Annotated in this window: 22 protein-coding genes and 1 riboswitch; of the genes, 13 read left to right on the top strand and 9 right to left on the bottom strand. The window is 71.1% G+C overall.

What is annotated here, in order from left to right; genetic code table 11:
• Window positions 1-366 precede the first annotated feature (366 nt).
• Both AB0E78_RS14740 and thrC read right to left on the bottom strand, forming a co-directional pair.
• Complete coding sequence (locus AB0E78_RS14740; protein ID WP_135334841.1) at window positions 367-642, bottom strand: MoaD/ThiS family protein; 276 nt, start codon at window positions 640-642, stop codon at window positions 367-369.
• Between the two features lie 103 nt (window positions 643-745).
• Window positions 746-2,053 carry a threonine synthase gene (gene thrC, locus AB0E78_RS14735; protein WP_361832066.1) on the bottom strand — a complete coding sequence of 436 codons (1,308 nt, stop codon included), beginning with the start codon at window positions 2,051-2,053 and terminating at the stop codon, window positions 746-748.
• Between the two features lie 17 nt (window positions 2,054-2,070).
• Window positions 2,071-2,205: riboswitch (SAM riboswitch) on the bottom strand.
• A gap of 167 nt (window positions 2,206-2,372) precedes the next feature.
• Here thrC and AB0E78_RS14730 point away from each other — a divergent pair.
• The 3 genes from AB0E78_RS14730 to AB0E78_RS14720 all read left to right on the top strand — a co-directional run bounded on the left by AB0E78_RS14730 (window position 2,373) and on the right by AB0E78_RS14720 (window position 5,158).
• Window positions 2,373-3,317, top strand: coding sequence for a glucosyl-3-phosphoglycerate synthase (locus AB0E78_RS14730; RefSeq protein WP_361832064.1), 945 nt, complete (start codon window positions 2,373-2,375; stop codon window positions 3,315-3,317).
• An 89-nt stretch (window positions 3,318-3,406) separates the two neighbouring features.
• On the top strand, window positions 3,407-3,700 hold the full coding sequence (locus tag AB0E78_RS14725; protein WP_361832062.1) for a hypothetical protein: 294 nt from the start codon (window positions 3,407-3,409) through the stop codon (window positions 3,698-3,700).
• Between the two features lie 45 nt (window positions 3,701-3,745).
• Window positions 3,746-5,158, top strand: coding sequence for a trehalose-6-phosphate synthase (locus tag AB0E78_RS14720; RefSeq protein WP_361832060.1), 1,413 nt, complete (start codon window positions 3,746-3,748; stop codon window positions 5,156-5,158).
• 77 nt (window positions 5,159-5,235) lie between these two features.
• Here AB0E78_RS14720 and otsB read toward each other — a convergent pair whose 3' ends face one another.
• The 3 genes from otsB to AB0E78_RS14705 are packed head-to-tail and all read right to left on the bottom strand — an operon-like array spanning window position 5,236 to window position 7,628.
• Window positions 5,236-6,087, bottom strand: a complete 852-nt coding sequence (otsB, locus tag AB0E78_RS14715) for a trehalose-phosphatase (protein WP_361832058.1) — start codon at window positions 6,085-6,087, stop codon at window positions 5,236-5,238.
• 16 nt (window positions 6,088-6,103) lie between these two features.
• Window positions 6,104-6,400, bottom strand: a complete 297-nt coding sequence (locus AB0E78_RS14710; protein WP_361832056.1) for a DUF3263 domain-containing protein — start codon at window positions 6,398-6,400, stop codon at window positions 6,104-6,106.
• Window positions 6,401-6,410: 10 nt separating this feature from the next.
• Window positions 6,411-7,628, bottom strand: coding sequence for an extracellular solute-binding protein (locus tag AB0E78_RS14705; RefSeq protein WP_361832784.1), 1,218 nt, complete (start codon window positions 7,626-7,628; stop codon window positions 6,411-6,413).
• 180 nt (window positions 7,629-7,808) lie between these two features.
• On the opposite strand from AB0E78_RS14705, the gene AB0E78_RS14700 reads away from it, so the two are divergent.
• From AB0E78_RS14700 to AB0E78_RS14680, 5 genes are all read left to right on the top strand, one after another.
• Window positions 7,809-8,702: a sugar isomerase gene (locus AB0E78_RS14700; protein WP_361832054.1), complete on the top strand. Its 894-nt coding sequence runs from the start codon at window positions 7,809-7,811 to the stop codon at window positions 8,700-8,702.
• 391 nt (window positions 8,703-9,093) lie between these two features.
• Window positions 9,094-10,074 carry an ROK family protein gene (locus AB0E78_RS14695; RefSeq protein ID WP_361832052.1) on the top strand — a complete coding sequence of 327 codons (981 nt, stop codon included), beginning with the start codon at window positions 9,094-9,096 and terminating at the stop codon, window positions 10,072-10,074.
• Window positions 10,074-11,216 (top strand): N-acetylglucosamine-6-phosphate deacetylase, encoded by a 1,143-nt coding sequence (gene nagA / locus AB0E78_RS14690; RefSeq protein ID WP_361832051.1) that lies wholly within the window; start codon window positions 10,074-10,076, stop codon window positions 11,214-11,216. Before AB0E78_RS14695 ends, nagA begins: the two co-directional genes overlap by 1 nt.
• A 156-nt stretch (window positions 11,217-11,372) precedes the next feature.
• A complete protein-coding gene (locus AB0E78_RS14685; protein ID WP_361832049.1) occupies window positions 11,373-12,305 on the top strand; it encodes a 1-phosphofructokinase family hexose kinase in 933 nt (310 codons plus the stop codon).
• A gap of 67 nt (window positions 12,306-12,372) precedes the next feature.
• Window positions 12,373-13,233: a class II fructose-bisphosphate aldolase gene (locus AB0E78_RS14680; RefSeq protein ID WP_361832048.1), complete on the top strand. Its 861-nt coding sequence runs from the start codon at window positions 12,373-12,375 to the stop codon at window positions 13,231-13,233.
• A 24-nt stretch (window positions 13,234-13,257) separates the two neighbouring features.
• Here AB0E78_RS14680 and AB0E78_RS14675 read toward each other — a convergent pair whose 3' ends face one another.
• Both AB0E78_RS14675 and cdgB read right to left on the bottom strand, forming a co-directional pair.
• The gene (locus tag AB0E78_RS14675) at window positions 13,258-14,238 is read right to left on the bottom strand and encodes a carbohydrate-binding protein (RefSeq protein WP_361832046.1); all 981 of its coding nucleotides are present in this window, start codon (window positions 14,236-14,238) and stop codon (window positions 13,258-13,260) included.
• A gap of 75 nt (window positions 14,239-14,313) precedes the next feature.
• Window positions 14,314-15,987: a diguanylate cyclase CdgB gene (gene cdgB, locus AB0E78_RS14670; RefSeq protein WP_361832044.1), complete on the bottom strand. Its 1,674-nt coding sequence runs from the start codon at window positions 15,985-15,987 to the stop codon at window positions 14,314-14,316.
• Window positions 15,988-16,401: 414 nt separating this feature from the next.
• Here cdgB and AB0E78_RS14665 point away from each other — a divergent pair, with 414 nt between their 5' ends.
• Window positions 16,402-16,926 carry a flavin reductase family protein gene (locus AB0E78_RS14665; RefSeq protein WP_361832782.1) on the top strand — a complete coding sequence of 175 codons (525 nt, stop codon included), beginning with the start codon at window positions 16,402-16,404 and terminating at the stop codon, window positions 16,924-16,926.
• A 117-nt stretch (window positions 16,927-17,043) separates the two neighbouring features.
• Here the strand turns inward: AB0E78_RS14665 and arfB are convergent, their stop codons facing one another.
• Window positions 17,044-17,481 (bottom strand): alternative ribosome rescue aminoacyl-tRNA hydrolase ArfB, encoded by a 438-nt coding sequence (gene arfB / locus AB0E78_RS14660; RefSeq protein ID WP_361832042.1) that lies wholly within the window; start codon window positions 17,479-17,481, stop codon window positions 17,044-17,046.
• A 190-nt stretch (window positions 17,482-17,671) separates the two neighbouring features.
• Here arfB and AB0E78_RS14655 point away from each other — a divergent pair, with 190 nt between their 5' ends.
• From AB0E78_RS14655 to AB0E78_RS14640, 4 genes are all read left to right on the top strand, one after another.
• Window positions 17,672-18,247: a TerD family protein gene (locus AB0E78_RS14655; RefSeq protein ID WP_361832040.1), complete on the top strand. Its 576-nt coding sequence runs from the start codon at window positions 17,672-17,674 to the stop codon at window positions 18,245-18,247.
• A 155-nt stretch (window positions 18,248-18,402) separates the two neighbouring features.
• Window positions 18,403-19,653 (top strand): Tm-1-like ATP-binding domain-containing protein, encoded by a 1,251-nt coding sequence (locus AB0E78_RS14650; protein ID WP_361832038.1) that lies wholly within the window; start codon window positions 18,403-18,405, stop codon window positions 19,651-19,653.
• Window positions 19,654-19,689: 36 nt separating this feature from the next.
• A complete protein-coding gene (locus AB0E78_RS14645; protein ID WP_361832036.1) occupies window positions 19,690-20,529 on the top strand; it encodes a phosphoenolpyruvate hydrolase family protein in 840 nt (279 codons plus the stop codon).
• 20 nt (window positions 20,530-20,549) lie between these two features.
• Window positions 20,550-21,071 carry a GNAT family N-acetyltransferase gene (locus tag AB0E78_RS14640; protein WP_361832034.1) on the top strand — a complete coding sequence of 174 codons (522 nt, stop codon included), beginning with the start codon at window positions 20,550-20,552 and terminating at the stop codon, window positions 21,069-21,071.
• 17 nt (window positions 21,072-21,088) lie between these two features.
• Here AB0E78_RS14640 and AB0E78_RS14635 read toward each other — a convergent pair whose 3' ends face one another.
• Window positions 21,089-22,501 carry a M1 family metallopeptidase gene (locus AB0E78_RS14635; RefSeq protein WP_361832780.1) on the bottom strand — a complete coding sequence of 471 codons (1,413 nt, stop codon included), beginning with the start codon at window positions 22,499-22,501 and terminating at the stop codon, window positions 21,089-21,091.
• Window positions 22,502-22,599: the final 98 nt, after the last annotated feature.

Genomic DNA, 22,599 nt, shown 5'->3' with positions numbered 1-22,599 from the left:
ACCTCACCCCCCCAATGGGTTGTGGAGGCGTGCGCCGGAACGCGTCGACCGCGGCTGAATGTATCTGTCCAACTGCCCTCTGCAACAGGTCAATCGGACGAGAATTCTGGGCACGCCTGATCGGTAATATGCGAAGAATTCGCCGGAGTTCAGGGCAAGTCGGGCCAGGCAAATGCCACGAGAGGGGCAAATGGGCGGGGCACTTTGGCTACTTCTTGTCGCCCTCGGGGCGACTTCGTATATGCGCTCGGCACAAACAGGGAAGCTCGCTTCCCAACTGTACCGCGCTCAACCACATGGAATTGCCCCCTCCGCTTCTCTCGCGGAGGGGGCAATGGAGATTACGCAGGGTATTTCTTTAAAGAATCAACCACCGGCGACGGCGGGAATGATGGAGACCCCGGCACCGTCCGGCGTCGCCGTCTCCAGGCCCTGCTCGAAGCGGACGTCGTCGTCGTTCACGTAAACGTTCACGAAACGCCGCAGCTTGCCCTGGTCGTCCAGGACACGGGCCGCGATACCGGCGTGGTTCTTCTCCAGATCGGCGATGACCTCGGAGAGATTCGCACCCTCCGCGGCGACCTCGGACCGACCGCCGGTGTAGGTGCGGAGGATGGTGGGGATACGGACGTTCACGCTCATGATTTCACCTCGGGGTGTGTGGGGCCCCTTTCAGGGGCGCGGGGAACTGCGCGAGGACGGACCACGACCGCCCGTCGAGGACGGCGGTCAGGCCCTACGGCAGCTAGCCGGCGAGCCCGGCGGCGCGGAACGCGTCCAGGCTGGGGCGGATCGTGGCGGTCGCCTGAGACGTCTCGGCAACAGCGTCAAGAGTCTTGAGCCCGTCACCCGTGTTCAACACAACCGTGGTCAAGGTCGGGTCGATGAGGCCCGCGTCGATCAGCTTCTTCGTGACGCCGACCGTGACCCCGCCCGCGGTCTCCGCGAAGATGCCCTCGGTCCGAGCGAGGAGCTTGATCGCGTCGACGACCTGCTCGTCGTTCACGTCCTCCACCGCACCGCCCGTGCGACGCGCGATGTCCAGGACGTACGGCCCGTCGGCGGGGTTGCCGATGGCGAGCGACTTGGCGATGGTGTCCGGCTTCTGGGGGCGCACGACGTCGTGACCGGCCTTGAAGGCGGTCGACACCGGTGAACAGCCCTCGGCCTGCGCACCGAAGATCTTGTACGGCTTGTCCTCGACGAGCCCCAGCTCGATGAGCTCCTTGAGGCCCTTGTCGATCTTCGTGAGCTGCGAGCCGGAGGCGATCGGGATGACCAGCTGGTCGGGCAGCTGCCAGCCGAGCTGCTCGCAGATCTCGTACGCGAGGGTCTTGGAGCCCTCGCCGTAGTACGGCCGGAGGTTCACGTTCACGAAGCCCCAGCCCTCGCCCAGCGGGTCGCCGATGAGCTCGGAGCAGAAGCGGTTCACGTCGTCGTAGTTGCCCTCGATGCCGACGAGCTCGCCGCCGTAGACCGCGGCCATGACGACCTTGCCCTGCTCCAGGTCGTGCGGGATGAACACACAGGAGCGGAAGCCGGCGCGGGCGGCGGCGGCGCCGACGGCGCCCGCGAGGTTGCCGGTGGAGGAGCAGGAGAGGGTGGTGAAGCCGAAGGCGCGCGCGGCCTCGATGGCCTGCGCGACGACGCGGTCCTTGAAGGAGTGCGTCGGGTTGCCGGAGTCGTCCTTGACGAACAACTTGCCCTGCTCGACGCCGAGTTCACGCGCGAGGTTGTCGGCCTTGACCAGCTTGGTCCAGCCGGGGTTGATGTTCGGCTTCTCGGCGACGTTCGCCGGGACGGGCAGCAGGGGCGCGTAGCGCCAGATGTTGTCGGGGCCGGACTCGATCTGCTTCCGGAGTGCCTCGGGGTCGCCGGTCGGCAGGTCGTACGCGACTTCGAGCGGGCCGAAACAGGCCTCGCAGGCGAAGATCGGGCCCAGCGCGTAGAGCTCGCCGCACTCGCGGCAAGAGAGGCCGGACGCGGGGCCGAGGTCCACGGAACCCGTGGTGGAGGGGGTGGTGTCGTTCGTTGCGACAGTCTGCGCAGCCATGGAGGCGAGGCCCTTTCTCCTCATCTTCCTCGCGACGCATTTCGCCGCGAGACGGAATTGGCACCTTCCCCACCGAGACCTCGCGTGCGCGGTCGGCGGGATGGTTGCCGGGGCTTCAACGGGCCGTATCCCTCTGCCCCTCTGGATGAGCGGTATGGCGCCGGGCTTCAGGGGCCCGGGGCATTTGTTACGCGATGACCCCCGACATGCGATGGTCATCCGCGTTGTTCAAGACTGTAACCGACGGCCTGGACCCTTGAGATAGTCGTCCGAACCGCGAGATGGATCACATGTAGGCCACACACAGGAGGAGCCACCCGTGCTGGAAGAGGCCGAGCGCTGGCTGACCAGGCGTTCCTGGTCCGTTGCCGACCGTCCGCTCAGCGCGCTGCTCGACGCCAAACGGGCGTCGGGAGCCTCGGTGAGCGTCGTCCTGCCCGCGCTCGACGAGGAGGGGACGGTCGGCGAGATCGTCGCCGCGATCCGCCGCGAGCTGGTCGAGGGGACTCCCCTCGTCGACGAGCTCGTGGTGATCGACTCCGGCTCGCGGGACCGTACGGCCGAGGTCGCGCGGGAGGCGGGCGCGCGGGTCGTGCACCGGGACGAGATCCTGCCGCGCATCCCGGCCGTGCCCGGCAAGGGCGAGGTCCTGTGGCGCTCGCTCCTGGTGACCGGCGGTGACATCGTCGCGTTCGTCGACGCGGACCTGAGGGAGTTCTCGGCGGACTTCGTCACCGGCATCGTGGGCCCGCTCCTGACCGAGCCCGACGTGCACTTCGTGAAGGCGATGTACGACCGCCCCCTGGGCGAGGCGGCAGGTCAGGGCGGCCGGGTCACGGAGCTGATGGCGCGCCCGCTGCTCAACATGCACTGGCCGCAGCTCGCGGGGTTCGTCCAGCCGCTGGGCGGCGAGTACGCGGCGCGCAGGTCCCTCCTGGAGCGGCTGCCGTTCCCCGTCGGTTACGGAGTGGAGCTGGGCCTGCTCGTCGACGCGCTGCACACGGTGGGCCTGGACGCGCTCGCGCAGGTCGACGTCGGCGTGCGCAAGCACCGGCACCAGGACGGGCAGGCGCTGGGGCGGATGGCGGCGGCGATCTACCGGACGGCGCAGCTGCGGCTCGCGCGCGGGCATCTCGTGCGCCCCGAACTCACCCAGTTCGAACGGGGCGAGCACGGGTTCGAGCCGCGGACCCATTCGGTGGACACGGAGGAGCGCCCGCCGATGTGCGGCATAGCGGAGTACACGGCCCGCCGCGTGGCGTAACCACCCAGAACCGAGCATTTTGTCTACATTCCCCACTTATGTGGCTCAGACAGGTAATGGGAAGCGCGCGACGCGTCGGTGCCGTGGCCATGACGACGGCCATTCTCGTGGCAGGAGCACTCGGAGCGGCCACCGCGCCCGCCGCCGCGGAATCGCCGTACGGCGACATCAGGGCCACCGGCACCATGGTCATGGACGCACCGGTACGGCCCGTTCCGGGGCATCAGCAGGCCGGGACCGTGAGCCGCGGGAGCACGCCGGGGGAACTGGCCGACACGGGCGGCGAGTCGGACACCATGCTGTACGCGGGTCTGGCGATCTCCCTGTTCACGCTGGGCGTTCTGGCGGTGGCGGCGGCGAGGAGCAGACGCGACCAGCGATGAGCGCCCGTACGTTTGAGCCCATCCCGGAAGGGCTAGGTTCGCCACATGGTCTCCGAGCACGCCTCCGCCCAGATCCTCGTCGCGTCCAACCGCGGCCCCGTCACGTACACCCTGGAGGAGAACGGGGAGCTGACGGCCAAGCGCGGCGGCGGCGGTCTCGTCTCCGGGCTCAGCGCGATCGGCGAATCCGACGGGGAAGCGGCCCTGTGGGTCTGCGCGGCGCTGGGCGACGGCGACCGTGAGGCCGTGCGGCGCGGGGTCGGCGAGCCCGGGGTGCGGATGCTCGACATCGACGCGGGTTCGCACGAGGGCGTGCACGCCGACGCATACAACGGGATCGCGAACTCGGTGCTGTGGTTCGTCCACCACATGCTCTACCAGACCCCGCTGGAACCGGCCTTCGGCGCGGAGTTCCGGGCGCAGTGGGCGGCGTACGAGACCTACAACCGGGCCTTCGCCGAGGCGCTCGCGGAGAGCGCCGGTGCGGACGCGGCGGTCCTCGTCCAGGACTACCACCTGGCCCTGGTGCCGGGCATGCTGCGGGAGCTCCGCCCCGACCTGCGCATCGGCCACTTCTCGCACACGCCGTGGGCGCCGGTGGACTACTTCCGGATGCTGCCGGACGACATCGCGGAGCAGCTGCTGCGGGGCATCCTCGGCGCCGACCGTGCCGCGTTCCTGACCGGGCGGTGGGCGGACGCGTTCACGGAGTGCTGCGTCGCCGTCCTCGGCGGTACGTCAGGCACGCGCATCGGGGTGCACGGGCTCGGGGCGGACGCGGACTTCCTGCGGGAGCGGTCGCGGCGGGACGACGTGGAGGAACGGCTGGTCGCGCTGCGGGAGCAGATCGGGGGTTCCGGCGACCGGAAGGTGATCGTCCGGGTGGACCGGACGGAACTGTCGAAGAACATCGTCCGGGGACTGCTGGCGTACCGGGAGCTGCTCGAGTCCCACCCGGAGTGGCGCGAGCGGGTGGTGCACGTCGCCTTCGCGTACCCCTCCCGGCAGGATCTCGCGGTGTACCGCGACTACACGGCGGAGGTGCAGCGGGTCGCCGACGAAATCAACTCCCGCTTCGGTGTGGCCGGCTGGACGCCGGTGGTGTTGCACGTGAAGGACGACTTCGCGCGCTCGCTCGCGGCGTACCGGCTGGCCGACGTGGCCCTGGTGAACCCCATCCGGGACGGCATGAACCTGGTCGCCAAGGAGGTGCCGGTCGTCTCCGACGAGGGGTGCGCACTGGTTCTCTCGCGAGAGGCGGGGGCGTACGAGGAGCTGGGCGACGACGCGCTCGTGGTGAACCCGTACGACGTGACGGGCACGGCTTCGGCTCTGCACGCGGCGCTGTCGATGCCGGCGGAGGAACGAGCGGAACGAACGAAGCGGCTCGCGGCGGCGGCCACGGCTCTGCCCCCGGCCCAGTGGTTCCTGGACCAGCTGCGGGCGCTGAGGGCCTAATCGTTCGAGTGGCGGACCTCCCAGCCCCGCGACCACTTCGGCAACCCCATCCCCGACCCGCCCGACCTCGGTGCCGATCAGGGCAGTTGAGCGGCGAGGGAGCCAAGGAGCTCCACCACGCCCTGCGGGCCGTCCACCACCAGGTCGGCCCGCTCGGCAAGCTCCGCCACCTCCGCGCTGCCGCTGCACACGAGCAGGCCCCGCACCTGGTCCGAGCGGAGCTTCTCGACGGCCGCGAAGGCGGGCAGGTCGCCCAGGTCGTCGCCCGCGTACAGGACGGTCTCGGCGCCCACTTCGCGTACGTAGTCGGCGAGGGCCACGCCCTTGTCCATGCCGGGGGGCCTCAACTCCAGGACCAGACGGCCCGGTTCGACGATCAGGCCGTGCCGGGACGCCAGCTCGGCGAGCGGCTCGCGCAGCGCCTCGAAGGCGGCCTGCGGGTCGGCCGCACGCCGGGTGTGCACCGCGACCGCGCGGCCCTTCTCCTCTATCCACGTGCCGCGCCAGGCGCCCATCCCGTCCAGGAAGCCGGGCAGTTCGGCGCGCACGGACGCCACCCCGGGGTGCGGCTCGGCCGCGTGCACGGTGGAGGAGACGGCGTCCCAGCGCTCGGCGCCGTAGTGCCCGAGCACGACGAGGTGTTCGAGGCCGGGGACGCCCGCGAGGCCGCCGTAGCGCACCGCCACGCCCGCCGGGCGGCCCGTGACAACGGCGACGGACCGCACCTTCGGCGCGAGCGCGGCGAGGGCCGGGACGGCGCCGGGGTGGGCGCGGGCCTGCTCGGGGTCGGCCACGATCGGGGCGAGCGTGCCGTCGAAGTCGAGCGCGATCACGGCTTTCCCGGGCCGCGCCAGGAGCGCGGCCAGACCCTCGCGTCCGGCGGGGGTCACGGGCTCGGGCAGCTCGGGAAAGTACACAGGGTCACCCATGGGCCCGACCCTACGCTCAACGCTCCCCGCGCCGGGACTCCCTGACCCGCCGAAGCCGGTTCACGGTGACCGGATCGTGCGCGAGGGCGCGGGGATCGTCGAGCAGGGCGTTCAGGAGCTGGTAGTAGCGGACCGGGACCAGGCCGAGCTGCTCGCGCACGGCCCGCTCCTTGGCGCCGGGACCGGTCACCCAGTCCCGGCGCTCCAGGGCGAGGATCGCGCGGTCGCGCTCGGAGAGTCCGGTGTCGGGGAACGCGTCGTCCGGGGCATCGGCCCGAGCGTTGTCAGCGGCATCGTCCTGGGCATCGGTCATGCCGGCCACGCTATTCCGAGTTCTCCTCGGTGACCGCCTTGGCCTGGATCTGGCTGAGGATCGACGCCGGATTGCCGTTCGTGTCCACGGCCTTGCCGATGTACTTCTTGACCTGGACGGAGACCTGCGCCCAGGACGTCTTGCCGACCGGGTACAGCTGCGAGGTGGGCAGCTCGTCGAGGAACTCGGCGAGCGCCTTGTCGTTCTTGTTGCCCGTCATCTGCTCGGCGGCGGAGTTCGTCACCGGCAGCAGGTCGTACTCGCGCGAGAAGTCCAGGACGTTCTTCGTGCTGTAGGCGAAGTCGAGGAACTTGCCGATCTCCTCGCGGTTGCCGCGCTGCTTGAACGCCATCATCCAGTCGGCGACGCCCATCGTGGCCTGGGTGTGGCCGTTCACCCCGGGCATCGGCACCATGCCGTACTTCACGCCCTTCTTCGCGGCCATCTGCATCAGCGTGGGGTGGCCGTTAAGCATGCCCACGTCGCCGCGCGTGAAGGCGGCGAAGGCCTCGGCGCGGTCGAGCTTGGCGGGGGGTGTGGCGCCCGTCAGGCCCTTGCCGACGAGCTCGTCCTTCAGCCAGGTGAAGGTCTTCACGTTCTGCGCGGAGTCGATGTCGTACGTGCCGACGTTGTCGGTGTAGCCGCCGCCACCGCTGAGCAGCCACTGCATCGTCTCGGCCTGCGCCTCTTCCGTGCCGAGCGGCAGGGCGTAGGGGATCTTCACGCCGCGCGCCTTGAGGGCCTTGGCGTCGGCCGCGAGGTCGCTCCAGCTCTGCGGCGGGGTGAGGCCGGCGTCCTTGAAGATCTTCTGGTTGTAGAAGAGCAGGCGCGTGGAGGAGGCGAACGGCATGCCGTACTGGACGCGCTTGACCTCGCCCGCCTCGGAGAGCGGGGCCATGAAGTCGGCCTGGGTGGAGATGGAGACGAGGTCCTCGGTGCGGTACAGCTTGTCGGCCGCGGCGTAGTCGGCGTACGCGCCGATCTGGGCCATGTCGGGGGCGTCGCCCGCCTTGACCATTTCCTTGACCTTGCGGTCCACGTCGGTCCACGAGTAGACGCTGACGTCGACCTTGATGCCGGGGTTCGCGGCCTCGAACTTCTTGGCGAGCCTGTCCCAGTACTTCTGGGAGCTGTTGGCCTTGGAGTCCCCGTAGTCGGCGGCCACCAGCTTGAGGGTGACGTCGCCGGAGTCGCCCGGACCGCCGCAGCCGGCGAGTACCGCCGCCATGCCCAGTGCGGCTATCGCCGCGGTCAGTCCTGTCGCGCGCCGCTGCACAGCTGTTCCCACCCTCGATGATCTACGTGAACTGCGATTTTCCCTCGCGTATGGACACGAGGTCTACACCACCTCAGTATCGCTTGTGCAACGGCGTACCAATGACGTCCCACCGGCAAGGAGCCTTGACGCATGTCGCTCACCGCAGCAGAGATCGCAACCCAGCCCGCCTGCTGGCACCGGGCGGCCGAGGCCGCCGCCACCTTCGACGGACTGCCGAAGCCGGGCGAGCGGGTGGCCGTCACCGGATGCGGGACGTCGTGGTTCATGGCCATCGCGTACGCGGCGCTGCGGGAGGCGGCGGGGCAGGGCGAGACGGACGCGTTCGCGTCGTCGGAGTTCCCCGCGGGCCGGAAGTACGACCGGGTGGTCGCCATCACCCGCTCCGGCACGACGACGGAGGTCCTCGAACTCCTCGGCGAGCTGAAGGGCGTCGTCCCGACCACGGCCCTGACCGCCGACCCGAAGACTCCGGTGATGGACGCGGCGGACTCGGTGGCGGTCCTGGACTGGGCGGACGAGAAGTCGGTCGTCCAGACCCGCTTCGCCACGACCGCGCTCGCCTTCCTGCGGGCCGGGCTCGGCGACATCCCCGGCGTGAAGCCGGTCGCCGAGGCGGCGGCCGACGCGGAGGTCGCGGTGACGGAGCCGCTGCCGGCCACGGTGGTGGCCGCGGAGCAGTGGACGTTCCTGGGCCGGGGCTGGACGTACGGCCTGGCCCTCGAAGCCGCGCTGAAGATGCGGGAGGCTGCGGGCGCCTGGACGGAGTCGTACCCGGCGATGGAGTACCGCCACGGGCCCATCTCCATCACCGGCCCGGGCCGGGTGGCGTGGATGTTCGGCGTACTTCCGGAGGGTCTTGCCGGTGATGTCGCCCGGGTGGGCGGCGAGCTGGTCGCCCACGAGGACACGGACCCCCTCGCGGACCTGATCCGCGCCCAGCGCCTCGCGGTGGCCCTGGCAGAATCCCGCGGCTACGACCCGGACCGCCCCCGCAACCTGACGCGAAGCGTCATCCTGAACTAACCGGCTGCGCGGGGCGGGGCCTCTGGATGCCGCGTACTGGTCCGACGCTCAACGCCACGCCCTGACCCACCGCTTCGCGGCGGATCCTCCCACCCACCCACCCGATTGCCCCGGGGTGCTCCGGAGGCGGGTGGGAAACATCCGCCGCGAGCGGCGGGCCTGCGAGGCCGTCACCGGCAGTCGCTCAGCGAAGGCGTCCCGTTCGTCCACCCGATTCACCCCGGGGTAATCGGGTGGGCGGGTGGGAAACATCCGCCGCGAAGCGGTGGGCCTGTGAGGTTGGAGCCGGCGCGACACAAGGGGCACCCCACCCCGAAAGGGGACCTTTGGCCTGGGGCAAACACCCGGAGTGGACTAGACCTCTCGCGGGGGACGCGCGAGACTGTCCCCCGTGAGACATGTCATCGCCCTCGATGTGGGCGGCACCGGAATGAAGGCCGCCCTGGTCGGAGCGGACGGCACGCTCCTCCACGAGGCACGGCGGGCCACCGGCAGGGAGCGCGGACCCGACGCCGTGGTCGAGTCGATCCTCGGCTTCGCCGCCGACCTCCGCGCCCACGGGATCAAGGAGCTCGGAGAACCCGCCGCCGCGGCCGGCGTCGCGATCCCGGGAATCGTCGACACCGAGCACGGCACAGCGGTCTACGCCTCGAACCTCGGCTGGCGCGACGTCCCCATGCGCGACCTCCTCAGCCGCAGGCTGGAAGGCGTACCCGTGGCCCTGGGCCACGACGTCCGCACCGGCGGCCTCGCGGAGGGACGGATCGGCGCGGGCAAGGGCGCCGACCGGTTCCTCTTCGTGCCCCTGGGCACGGGCATCGCGGGAGCCATCGGCATCGGCGGCGGCATCGAGCCCGGCGCCCACGGCTCGGCGGGCGAGATCGGGCACATCATCGTGCGCCCCGGCGGCCCACTCTGCGGCTGCGGCCAGCGCGGCTGCCTGGAACGGCTCGCCTCCGCGTCCGCGGTGAGCGAGGCCTGGGCGGCGGCCAGCGGCGACCCGGAGGCGGACGCCGCGGACTGCGCCAAGGCCGTGGAGTCGGGCGACCCGCGGGCACAGCAGGTCTGGCAGAACGCCGTCGACGCGCTCGCGGACGGCCTCATCACGGCCCTCACCCTCCTGGACCCGCACACTCTGATCATCGGTGGCGGTCTCGCCGAGGCCGGGGAAACCTTGTTCACACCCCTGCGGGCGGCCATGACGGAACGCATCGTCACGTTCCAGACCCAGCCCCTCATCGTCCCGGCGGCCCTCGGGGACACCGCGGGCTGCCTGGGCGCGGGCCTGCTCGCCTGGGATCTCCTCGACGGACCCGAGTCCCCGAACGACCCCGACCCCGACCCCACCCATCCCCCGGAGGTAACCGCCTGATGGCCACTAGCAAAATCCTCGCCGGTGCCCAGGTGGTCCTGCCCACCGGGACCGTTTCCGACGGCCGAGTGATCGTCGACGGCACGCGCATCGCCGGGAGCCCTCCCGGCGACGCCGAGACCGTCGACCTCGACCCCGGCCACTGGGTGGTCCCCGGCTTCGTGGACATCCACAATCACGGCGGCGGCGGCGCGTCCTTCACCTCCGGCACCGTCGAGGACGTACTCAAGGGCGTCCACACGCACCGCCTGCACGGCACGACCACCGTCGTCGCCTCCACCGTCACCGGCGAGATGGACTTCCTCGCCCAGCGCGCCGGGGTGCTCTCCGAGCTGGCCGAGCAGGGCGACATCGCGGGCATCCACTTCGAGGGGCCCTTCATCTCGCCGTGCCGCAAGGGCGCGCACAGCGAGGCGCTGCTGCGCGACCCCGACCCCGCCGACGTCCGCAAGCTGATGGACGCGGCCCGCGGCCAGGCGAAGATGTTCACGCTCGCCACCGAGATGCCGGGCGGCCTCGACTCCGTACGGCTCCTCGCCGAGCACGGCGTGATCGCGGCCATCGGCCACACGGACGCGACGTACGAGCAGACGCAGGAGGCCATCGACGCGGGCGCCACCGTCGCGACGCACCTCTACAACGCGATGCCCGGCCTCGGGCACCGCGAGCCCGGGCCGATCGCCGCCCTCCTGGAGGACGAGCGGATCACGGTCGAGCTGATCAACGACGGGACGCATCTGCACCCCGCCGCGTTCGAGCTGGCCTTCCACCACGCGGGCGCCGCCCGCACCGCGCTCATCACGGACGCGATGGACGCGGCGGGCTTCGGCGACGGCCGGTACATGCTCGGCCCGCTGGAGGTCGAGGTGAAGGACAGCGTCGCGCGCCTCGTCGAGGGCGGTTCGATCGCGGGCTCGACCCTCACCCTGGACCGCGCGTTCAAGCGCTCGGTGACGGTCGACGGGCTGCCGGTAGGCGACGTGGTGCGCGCCATCTCCGCCAACCCGGCCAGGCTGCTCGGGATGTACGACCGGGTCGGTTCGCTGGAGCCCGGCAAGGATGCCGACCTGGTGGTCCTGGACGCGGAGTTCGCCCTGGTGGGCGTCATGCGCAAGGGCGAATGGGTGATTGCGCCCAATTAGGCGCAACTCGGGTGATTTCACCACCCGTTGAAAAGGCAACAAAGAGAAGGCGGTTGGCCCGGACCTCTGGGCCAACCGCCTTCTCTTTGGCATGATCAGCCCCGAAAGAGACCGACGACAAACGCGTTCTCCAGAGAGCTCGGGGGTGGGTGCCACGTGATCCTCACGGTGACGCTGAACGCCGCCCTGGACATCACCTACCGGGTCCCCGCCCTCGTCCCGCACGCCTCGCACCGCGTCACCGAGGTCATCGAACGGCCCGGCGGCAAGGGCCTGAACGTCGCCCGCGTCCTCGCGGCCCTCGGCCACGACGTGACGGTGACCGGCTTCGCGGGCGGCGACACGGGCCGCGTCCTGCGTGAGCGCCTCGCGCCCGAGCCCCGCGTCACGGACGCGCTCGTGCCCGTCGAGGGCGCCACCCGCCGCACGCTCGCCGTCGTCGACGCGGCGACCGGCGACACCACCCAGCTGAACGAACCGGGCCCGACGGTCTCGCCCGCCGAATGGGCCGCCTTCCAGGAGTCGTACGAGGAGTTGCTGCGCGAGGGCGCCGCGGCGGTCGCCCTGTGCGGAAGCCTGCCGCCGGGCGTCCCGGTCGGCGCGTACGCGACGCTCGTACGCGCCGCGCGCGCCGCCAAGGTCCCCGTCCTCCTGGACACCAGCGGGGAGGCGCTGCGGCGCGGCGTCGCCGCCCGCCCCGACATCGTCAAGCCGAACGCCGACGAACTGGCCGAGCTGACCGGCTCCCACGAGCCCGCCCAGGCGGCCCGGGACGCCCGCCGCAGGGGCGCGCACGCGGTGGTGGCGTCCCTGGGCGCCGAGGGACTGCGTGCCGTCACCCCTGAGGGCATCTGGCGGGCGGCCCCGCCCACCCGCGTGCACGGCAACCCGACGGGAGCCGGTGACTCGGCGGTGGCGGGCCTGCTCTCCGCCCTGGTGGAGGAACTCCCGTGGCCCCAGCGGCTCGCACGGGCCGTGGCGCTGTCCGCGGCGACCGTGGCGGCCCCGGTGGCGGGCGAGTTCGTGCCCTCGACGTACGAAGACCTGCTCGCGCGGGTCGCGGTGACCGGGGAGGCCACCGCGGCGTGAGACCACGCGTCACCGCGCGGGCGACGCACAACGGGCCGTGCCGGCCCAGGAATTGGGGACATTCATCGTGCCACTCGTATCGACCGGCGACCTGGTATCCGACGCGCGCGCGGCGGGGCGCGGCGTCGCCGCGTTCAACGTGATCACGCTGGAGCACGCGGAGGCGATCGCCGCGGGCGCGGAGCAGGCGGGCTCCCCCGCGATCCTCCAGATCTCCGAGAACGCCGTGAAGTTCCACGGCGGCGACCTCTCCGCGATCGCGGCGGCGGCGGCAGCGGTGGCCCGCACCTCGTCGGCCCCGCTCTCGCTGCACCTGGACCACGTCATGGACCCCGAACTCCTGCGGGCCGCGCACCCCGAGGGCTTCAGCTCGGTGATGTTCGACGCGTCGAAGATGACGTACGACGAGAACGTCAAGGCGACCGCGGACGCGGTGCGCTGGGGCCACGAGCGGGGCATCTGGATCGAGGCCGAGCTGGGCAAGGTGGGCGGCAAGGAGGGCGAGGCCCCACTGGACGCGCACGCGCCGGGCGTCCGGACGGACCCCGCGGAGGCGGCGGCCTACGTGGCCGACACGGGCGTCGACGCCCTCGCCGTGGCGGTCGGCTCCTCCCACGCGATGACGTCCCGCACGGCATCCCTGGACCACGCGTTGATAGCGGCCCTGAAGACAGCGGTCCCCGTGCCGCTCGTCCTGCACGGCTCAAGTGGCGTACCGGACGCGGAGATCCGGGCAGCGGTGGCATCCGGCATGGTCAAGATCAACGTAGGCACGGCCCTGAACACGGCGTTCACGGGAGCGGTCCGTGAATACCTCGCCGCCCACGAGACGGGCGTCGACCCCCGGAAATACCTCGCCCCGGCTCGCGAGGCGATGGCCGGGACGGTGGCGGGGTTTCTGGGGCTGTTGAAGCAGCCCCAGGAGTAGCAGCCCCGGGCGAGCGTGGAGGGGTCAGCCGTTGCTGCCCTCCACGAGCCACATCTTGTCGATGTTCGCCCCGGTCGTCCCGCACAGGTCACTCTGGGCGCAGGTGAGGGTGATCGAGTTGGTGCCCTTGGTGAGCTGGACCACCGACCAGGTGTCGGTCCAGCCCTTCTCCCAGTCCCCTTCGTCCGCGTGGGCGAAGTTCTTCATGTTCAGGGGACGGGTCTGCTTCTTGCCGTTCACCAGGATGGTGGCGTTCGAGTCCTTGCCGGGGACGCCGTAGTTCACGTGGAGGCTGTACGAGCCGCCCTTGGGAATGCCGTTGACAGTCCACGTCACCTGGGCCCCGACCTTGTCGAACCCGGAGACGTAGACACCGCCCTCGGCCTTCGCGCCGTCTATGTCCGAAGCCGTGGTCGTGCCGCCCTCCAGCTTGAGCGCCTTGGCGTCCGTCTTCGGGAGCTCGGCCGGCTTCTGGGGCTTCTTCGTCGGCTTCTCGCTCGGCTTGACCGTCTCGCCCTGGGTGGCGCCGGAGCCTGCTTCCTTCTTCTCGCCGTCGTCACCGTCGCCGGACAGCATCGCGGCCGTGATCCCGATGGCGACCACCGCGACGACCGCGATCGCGGCGATCAGCAGGCCCTTTGTGTTGGGGCCGCCGCCGCGGCCGCCGGAGCCTCTGGATGCCGGGGTGTACTGCGGGGCGGGGGCTCCGCCGGGCTGGGTCTCCGGGGCGGCGTAGTGCGCGTTCGGCTGGCCGTAGGCCTGCTGCTGCGGGGGCACCTGCTGGCCGTACGTGGGCGCGGCCTGTGTGCCGTAGGTGTTGGGCCGGCGGTCGCCGACCGCACGCACGTGGTTGTACGAGGAGCGTGGACCCGGGTACCCGTAGCCGCCCCCGCCGCTGGGCGGGGTGGCGCCGGCCGCCTGTCCGTCTTCGTAGAGATAGCCGAACGGATCGTCGTCGCCCTCCGGCGGGTTCGGCGTGTGTTCGCCGTTATTGCCGGGCGTCATTCCCTGGTCACTCCCTCATGTCGCTGACCGGGGGAGCCTACCCGCTCCGGGTGGGCCCAAGGGGTGGCGTTCGCCTCATCCGGCCCGCCTGTGCTGCTTGGCACGGGACCGCTTCTCCACGTACATCCGCTGGTCAGCGGAGTGCAAGACCTCGTCTGCCGACATCCCGCAGTGCGCCCAGCCAATACCGAAACTGGCACCTACCCGGACCGCCCGGCCGTCCACCCGGATCGGCGGGATGATCGCGTTGCGCAGGCGGACCGCGAGGTCCTGCGCGTCGGCGCGGCACAGCCCGTCGGCGAGGACGACGAATTCGTCGCCGCCGAGCCGCGCGACGGTGTCCCCGTCGCGGACGCCGCTGGTCAGCCGCCTCGCCACCTCGATGAGAACCGCGTCACCCGTGTGGTGCCCGAAGCGGTCGTTGATCGACTTGAAGCCGTCGAGGTCGCAGAAGAGGACTGCCAGGCCCTTGGTGCCGTCGTCCGTGTCCCCGTGGCCCTCCGGCGGCGCGACCGTGTGCACGTGGTGGTCGAAGCCGTCGGCGCCCTGCTGGAGGGCGTGCGCGTTGTTCGAGCCGTAGTCGAAGCTGTGCTGGCCGTCCGCGTCGTACACGCCGTCGTACGCCGCGTCCAGCGAGTCCACCGCGCTCGGCTGGCCCGCGTGCGGCCTGCGACAGAGCCGGGCGCTGAGGCGGGAGCGCAGCTCGGCGGAGTTCGGCAGGCCGGTGAGGGAGTCGTGCGAGGCGCGGTGGGCGAGCTGGAGCTCGCGGCGCTTGCGCTCCTCTATGTCCTCGACGTGGGTGAGGAGGAAGCGCGGCCCGTCGGCGGCGTCGGCGACGACGGAGTTGCGCAGGGAGACCCAGACGTACGTGCTGTCGCGCCGCGCGAGGCGCAGCTCGGCCCGGCCGCCCTCGGCGGAGGTCCGCAGGAGCGTGCCGATGTCCTCGGGGTGGACCAGATCGGAGAACGAATAACGGCGCATCGCCGAGGCGGGGCGCCCAAGGAGGCGGCACAGCGCGTCGTTCGTGCGCAGGATGCGGCCGTGCTGGTCGCCGCCCATCTCGGCGATGGCCATGCCGGATGGCGCGTACTCGAAGGCCTGGCGGAAGGATTCCTCGCTGGCCCGCAGCGCCTGCTGCTCGCGCTCCAGGCGGACCAGGGCGCGCTGCATATTGGCGCGCAGGCGTGCGTTGCTGATCGCGATGGCGGCCTGGAAGGCGTACATCTGCAGGGCCTCGCGGCCCCAGGCGCCGGGCCTGCGGCCGTTGCGGGGGCGGTCCACGGAGATCACGCCGAGCAGCTCGCCGCCGGCCGCGCCCGTCGCGTACATCGGGGCGAAGAGGCGGTCCGCCGGGTGCCACTCGTCCTCGAAGCGGGGCTCGGGGCCGTCGGTGTACCACTGCGGGACGTCGTCCTCGTCCAGGACCCAGCCCTCGGTGTACGAGATGAACCTCAGGGCGCCCCAGGGCTCGCCCATGGAGAGACGCTTCTCCCAGGCCTCGCGGGAGCCGACCCGGCCGGTGATGAGGGCCTCGGCGGCGGTGTTGCCCGCGAAGGCGGCGACCACGAGATCGCCGTCCGGGCGCACGAGATTGACGCACGCCAGTTCATAGCCAAGGCCGTTGACCACGCCGTCGGCGACGGTCTGCAGCGTGTCCGCCAGGCTCCGGGCCGTGTTGAGATCCGCCACCACCTGATGCAGCTGCCGCAGGGTCGCAAGACGGACGTACGGCTCCGACTCGGTCTCCATTGCTCGCTCTCCCCGAGACCTCGACAGCAACTCCAGGATTCGCAGCGCCCTTGTGTTCTCTCAGTACCTGAGTTCTCTCAGTGTCTGATTGCCACCGTCACTGAATCACAGCGAGCAGCTCACCCGGTACACAGGGTCAACAAAATATGGGTCCTGTGACTCAAGTCACAGATGGGAAGCCTTCGTTGGTCCAGTCCACTTGCCCGAAACGGGCCCCGCGAGGGCGCCGCGGGCCACATCGGCCATCGGTCCTAGGCCCGGTCTCGGCCCAGGGCCCGATGTGGCGGCCCGAGCGGCGAGGCTAGCGTCACCCCTGTGGTTCCCGTACAGAAGACATCTCCCGGCAGCGCTTTCGCGACTCCCGCCGCCCCGCGCTCCCCCTCCCCCGGCGCCCCGCCCCCGGACGGGCATCCTGTGGGGGTGAGCAACGAAGAGTTCCGCACCGCCATGTCCCGGCTCGCCGCGGGCGTGGTCCTGGTGACCGCCTGCGAGCCGTCGCTGGACGCGAACGATCCGCAGGCACCGGTCGGCGAGGACGTCGGCATGACCGCGACGGCCTTCCTTTCCGTGTCCCTCGACCCGCCTCTTGTGCTGGTCAGCCTGCGCGAGGGCTCCCGGATGGACGATTTGCTCGCCGAACAGCCGCTGTGGGGCGTCTCGGTGCTCTCCGAGAGCCAGCGCCACATCGCGGGCCGGTTCGCGATGAAGGGCAGGATCAGCGACCGGCTGCTCTTCGAGGACATTCCCTATGTCCGGGGAGAGACGTCCGGGGCTCCGCTGATCGGCGGCGCGCTCTCGACACTGGAGTGCCGGACCGAACAGACGGTGACAGCGGGTGATCACACCCTCGTCATCGGGCGAGTACTTTCGGCTGCCCTGCCGAGCGCCGACGGGGGCCCGCTGATGTATTTCAAGGGGACGTACCGGCAGCTCGGCTGATGGTTTTGCGTTGAACGACATTTGCTGCCGCACGTTTGCCCGCCGGCCGATACGGCGGCCGGGGCTCGGCCCCTGGACGTGACAGCGGGGCTCGGCCCCTGGACGTGACAGCGGGGCTCAGCCCCAGCCCTCGCCCGCGCGGCCACGCTTGGTCTGGCTGCGCTGCTTCTTCTCGCGCAGCCGCCGCTCGTTGATCCCCCGGGGGATCTTCGTGGCGCGGCGGGGGCGCGGCGGCGGTGCGGTGGCCTCGGCGAGCAGCGCGGCGAGGCGGGTGGCCGCCATCTCGCGGTTGCGCCACTGGGAACGGTGCTCGGAGGCCCGGACGCTGACGACGCCGCCGACGAGGCGGTTCGCGAGCCGCTCCAGGGCGCGCTCCTTCCACACCGGGGGCAGCGCCTCGGTGCCGGCCAGGTCGAACCTCAGCTCCACCTGCGAATCGCTGGTGTTGACGTGCTGACCGCCCGGCCCGGAGGACCTCGAGAAGCGCCACATGAGCTCGGCCTCGGGCAGGGAGACGGAGCCGCGGATGACATAGGGACCGGACATGGGTCCCATGGTCCCGCGTCTGTCCGGTCCACGTCACCCGCATTTACGGCACGAGGGGCGGGAGGGGCGGGAGAGGTGAGTAAAGAAAGTAAAAGGAGCTGGAACCTCTGGGACCCCGGTCGACGTTCATAGAGGTGACGGTAGCTTCGTCCACAGTACGAAGCCCGTTCGTACGCAACGAGGGAAGGGACTCCCAACAATGGCAGTAAGCCTGTCCAAGGGTGGCAACGTCTCGCTCACCAAGGAGGCTCCGGGCCTGACCGCCGTCACCGTGGGCCTCGGCTGGGACGTCCGCACCACCACCGGCACCGACTTCGACCTGGACGCCTCGGCCATCGCGGTGAACCCGCAGGGCAAGGTCTTCTCGGACGGCCACTTCGTCTTCTTCAACAACAAGGCGACGCCGGACCAGACCATCGTGCACACCGGTGACAACGTCACGGGCCAGGGCGAGGGCGACGACGAGCAGATCAACGTCAACCTGGCCGGCCTCCCGGCCGACATCGACAAGATCGTCTTCCCGGTCTCGATCTACGACGCCGAGAACCGCTCGCAGAACTTCGGCCAGGTGCGGAACGCCTTCATCCGCATCATCAACCAGGCCGGTGGCACCGAGATCGCCCGCTATGACCTGAGCGAGGACGCCGCCACCGAGACCGCCATGGTCTTCGGCGAGCTGTACCGCAGCGGCGCGGAGTGGAAGTTCCGCGCGGTCGGCCAGGGCTACGCCTCGGGCCTCGTCGGCATCGCGCAGGACTTCGGCGTCAACGTCTGAGGTTCCTAGGCCAGTTGGCAGGCCAGTTCACGAGGGCCCCCGGCGGAATCTCCGCCGGGGGCCTCGTCGTGTCCGGCCCCACGGGTCGTTGCTTCCGCGCGGCGGCGGCAGCAGGATCGGCGGCACCACCCACCACTTGAGGGAGTGTGAGGGCCATGGCGACCGTGGTGCTGGTCGGGACGCTCGACACCAAGGGCACGGAGTACGCCTGGCTGCGCGAGCGGCTCAGGGAGTACGGCAGCGACACCCTGCTCATCGACACCGGCATACTGCCCCCGCCCGATACGGCGCCCACCCCCGACGTGCCGGCCGACGCCGTGGCCCGCGCGGCCGGGCACGACCTGGCGAAGCTGCGCGGTACGGGCGAGCGGGGCGCGGCCGTGGCGGCGATGGCGGACGGCGTGACCGAGGTGGTGCTGGACCTGCACCGGCAGGGGAAAGTGCACGCGGTGCTCGCCGCCGGGGGCAGCGGCGGCTCGTCGATCGCCGCGCAGGCGATGCGCGCGCTGCCGATCGGGGTGCCGAAGCTGCTCGTGAGCACGATGGCGGGCGGCGACGTGTCGCCGTACGTGGGCAGCAGCGACATCACCCTGATGTACAGCGTCGTGGACATCTCCGGCATCAACGCGGTCTCCCGGCAGGTCCTCGGGAACGCGGCGGCGGCAGCCGCGGGCATGGCACGCCGCTTCGAGCGCAACCACGACGAACTGGCGGGCCGTGGCCGCAAGGTGGTCGCCGCGACCATGTTCGGCGTGACGACACCCGCGATCGACGCGGCCCGCGCCCGCCTCGACGCCCTCGGCTACGAGGTGCTGGTCTTCCACGCCACGGGCGCGGGCGGCCGTGCGGTGGAGAAACTGGCGTCCGACGGCCTCCTGGACGGCGTACTGGACCTGACGACCACCGAACTGGCCGACGAGCTGGTCGGCGGTGTCCTCTCGGCGGGCCCCGAGCGCCTCACCGCGGCGGGCCGCGCGGGCATCCCGCAGGTGGTCGCCCCCGGCGCCCTGGACATGGTCAACTTCGGCCCGGCGGCGACGGTCCCGCCCCGCTTCGCGGACCGCACGCTCCTCGTCCACAACCCCACGGTCACCCTGATGCGCACGACGGCCGAGGAGATGGCCGCACTCGGCACCACCCTCGGCCACCGCCTCGCCGCCGCGCGCGGCCCCGCCGAGTTCTTCTGGCCGCTGCGCGGGGTGTCCGCGGTGGACGTGGAGGGCGGCCCGTTCGAGGACGGGGCGGCGGACGCTGCCTGCCTGGACGCGCTGCGGACGACAGTGCGGGGCAGCGGCGTACGACTGCATGAACTGGACGCGCACATCAACGACGCGGAGTTCGCGGTGGCGATGGCGGACCGCCTGGACGAACTGATCAGCGCACGCACGCTCCGGCAGACCCCCTGACACACACCCCCGACTCGCTCGCGCAAGGAGCACCCCATGAAGACGCAGATCACCCGCAAGGAAGCACTGGCCCGCCTCAACGCCCAGGTGGCGAGCGGCAATCCGGTCATCGGGGCGGGCGCGGGCACGGGCCTCTCCGCCAAGTGCGCGGAGCAGGGCGGCGTCGACCTCCTGATCATCTACAACTCCGGCCGCTACCGGATGGCGGGCCGCGGCTCCCTCGCCGGGCTGCTTCCGTACGGCGACGCGAACGCGATCGTGGTGGACATGGCCAGGGAGGTGCTGCCGGTCGTCAGGGACACCCCGGTCCTCGCCGGGGTGTGCGGCACGGACCCGTTCCGGGACATGGGCCGCTTCCTCGACGAGCTGAAGGGGATGGGTTTCACCGGCGTACAGAACTTCCCGACGGTCGGCCTGTACGACGGCACGTTCCGCACCAACCTCGAAGAGACCGGCATGGGGTACGGCCTGGAGGTCGACATGATCCGCGAGGCCCACGCCCGCGACCTCCTGACGACCCCGTACGTCTTCGACCCCGACCAGGCGGCCGACATGGCGCGGGCCGGGGCGGACGTCCTGGTCCCCCACGTGGGCCTGACGACGAAGGGCGCGATCGGCGCGGGCACGGCCCTGACCCTGGACCAGGCGGCGACGGCGGTCCAGGAGATGCACGACGCGGCCAAGCGCGTGAACCCCGACATCCTCGTCCTGTGCCACGGCGGCCCCATCGCCGAACCGGAGGACGCGGCGCACGTCCTGTCCCGCACCACGGGCATCGTCGGCTTCTTCGGGGCGTCGTCGATCGAACGCCTCCCCACGGAGCGGGCGATCGTGGACCGGACCCGCGCCTTCAAATCGTTGAAGAACCCGGGCTGAGCTGCACTAGCCTGCGCCGCATGATCCTCGAACCGCTCACCCCCGCGGAGGACAGCGCGCTCCCCGGCGAGCTGCTCACCGAGCTCACCGCCCTGTACGCGTCGAACCGCACGTTCCACGCGCTCTCCGGGGACTTCCCCGACCCCGACGACATCCGCCCCGAGCAGGTCGCCGCCGCGCTCGCGGACGAGCTCGCCGAGCCGGGGGCGGAGGTGCTCGTCGCCCGGTCCGAGGGACGCGTCGTCGGGATCGGCATCACACTGGACCGCCACCCGGACCCGGCCGACCCCGACCCGTGGATCGGCCTGCTCATGGTGGACGCCCGGCAGCAACGCGGCGGCCACGGGCGGGAGTTCGCCGCCCGCATCGAGGAGCGCTTCCGGGCGGCCGGGCGCGACGGGGTGCGGCTCGCGGTCCTCGAAGGGAACGACGCGGGGCTCGCCTTCTGGAGCGCGCTCGGCTACGAGGTCATCGACCAGCGCCGCGACCTCCGGGCGGACCGCCCGTGCGCGGTGCTCCGTAAGCCGCTGCCGCGTGCGTGACGCCCAGCAGTGAGGGACTACGGGCGCTTCGGCTTTCCGTCCCCGTACAGCCACGGCCCCCAGATCGCCCGGACCTTCTTCCTCGCCGCGTCACTGCCCGCGTGCTTCTCCACATACCGCGTGAAGTCCTCGGTGTCCGCGTTGCCGTGCCGGTGGGCCTTCGTCCAGCCCTGCACGATGTCGTAGAAGGTGTCGTCGCCCACCGCCTGGCGGATCTTGTGGATGACCATGCCGCCCCGCTCGTACACCGGGCTGTCCGAGATGGTCGCGGCGGACGGCGGCTTCGCGGGCGGGAAGGCCCAGACCGCGTCGTTGTCCTCCTTGTCCTCGAAGTAGTCGCCCGCGTAGATCTGGTCGAAGACCTCCTGCACGCTGTCGCCGTCGTGGTCCTCCTCCCAGAGCCACTCGGCGTACGTCGCGAAGCCCTCGTTGAGCCACATGTCCCGCCAGGACCTGGGCGTCACGGAGTTGCCGAACCACTGGTGGGCCAGCTCGTGGACGACGAGTTCGGTGCTGGGCGCGCCCGGGTAGGTGGGGCGGGTCTGGGTCTCCAGGGCGTACCCCGCGTCCTCCTCGCCGCCGACGATCGCGCCGGCCGACGAGAAGGGGTAGGGGCCGAAGTTCAGCTCCTGCCACTCCAGGATCTCGGGGATCCGCTTGAGCGCCTTGGCACTGCCCTTGACCTCCGACGGCTGCACCGCCGTGAGCACCGGGATGCCGGACTTCGTCGTCGACTTCGTCACCTTGAACGGCCCGATCGCGACCGTGGCGAGATAGCTCGCCATCGGCTCCGCGCTGTGCCAGGCGAAGGTGGTGCGGCCGTTCTTGGTCGACTCGCGGGTCAACTCCCCGTTGGAGATGGCCTTCAGGCCCTGGGGAACGGTGATCCGTATGTCGTACGAGGCCTTGTCCGAGGGGTGGTTGTTGCCGGGGAACCACGCCATCGAGCCGGTCGGCTCGCCCAGCGCGAGGGCGCCCTCCTCCGTGCGCAGCCACCCTTCCTCGGAGTCGTCCGCGTCGGTGATGGTCTCGGGGTTGCCCGAGTAGCGGACGATCGTGCGGAACGTCTCGCCCTTGTCGAGGTCGTCCGCGGGCCGGACCGTCAGCTCCTGCCCGTCGCGGTGGAAGGAGGCGTCCTTCCCCTCGACGGTCACGCCCTTCACCTCCAGACCCTTGAGGTCGAGGTTGAAGGCGCTGAGGTCCTGGGTAGCGCGCGCGGTGACCTCGGCCGTGGCGGTGAGGTGCCGCGCGTCGGGGTCGTACCCGAGGGTCAGGTCGTAGTGCGCGACGTCGTAACCGCCGTTTCCCAGCTGGGAGAAGTACGGGTCACGCACGCCGTCGGCCCCGGGCGTGCCGTGCACTCCGGAGCCGCTGCAGGCGGTGAGGACGAGGGCGGTGAGGGCGGCGGCCGATGTGCCGCGCAGCGCCATGGATCGTGGGTGCACGCCTGGATCTTATGCGGCATATGTTCGGTGAGGCCATCGCGGCTTCCGGGGCACATCGGCCGGAGCACCCTGCCGGATCCCGG

Origin of the sequence: Streptomyces sp. NPDC032198 (genome assembly GCF_040636975.1) — a bacterium.
GTDB lineage: Bacteria > Actinomycetota > Actinomycetes > Streptomycetales > Streptomycetaceae > Streptomyces.
This window is presented reverse-complemented; position numbering and strand designations above follow the sequence as displayed.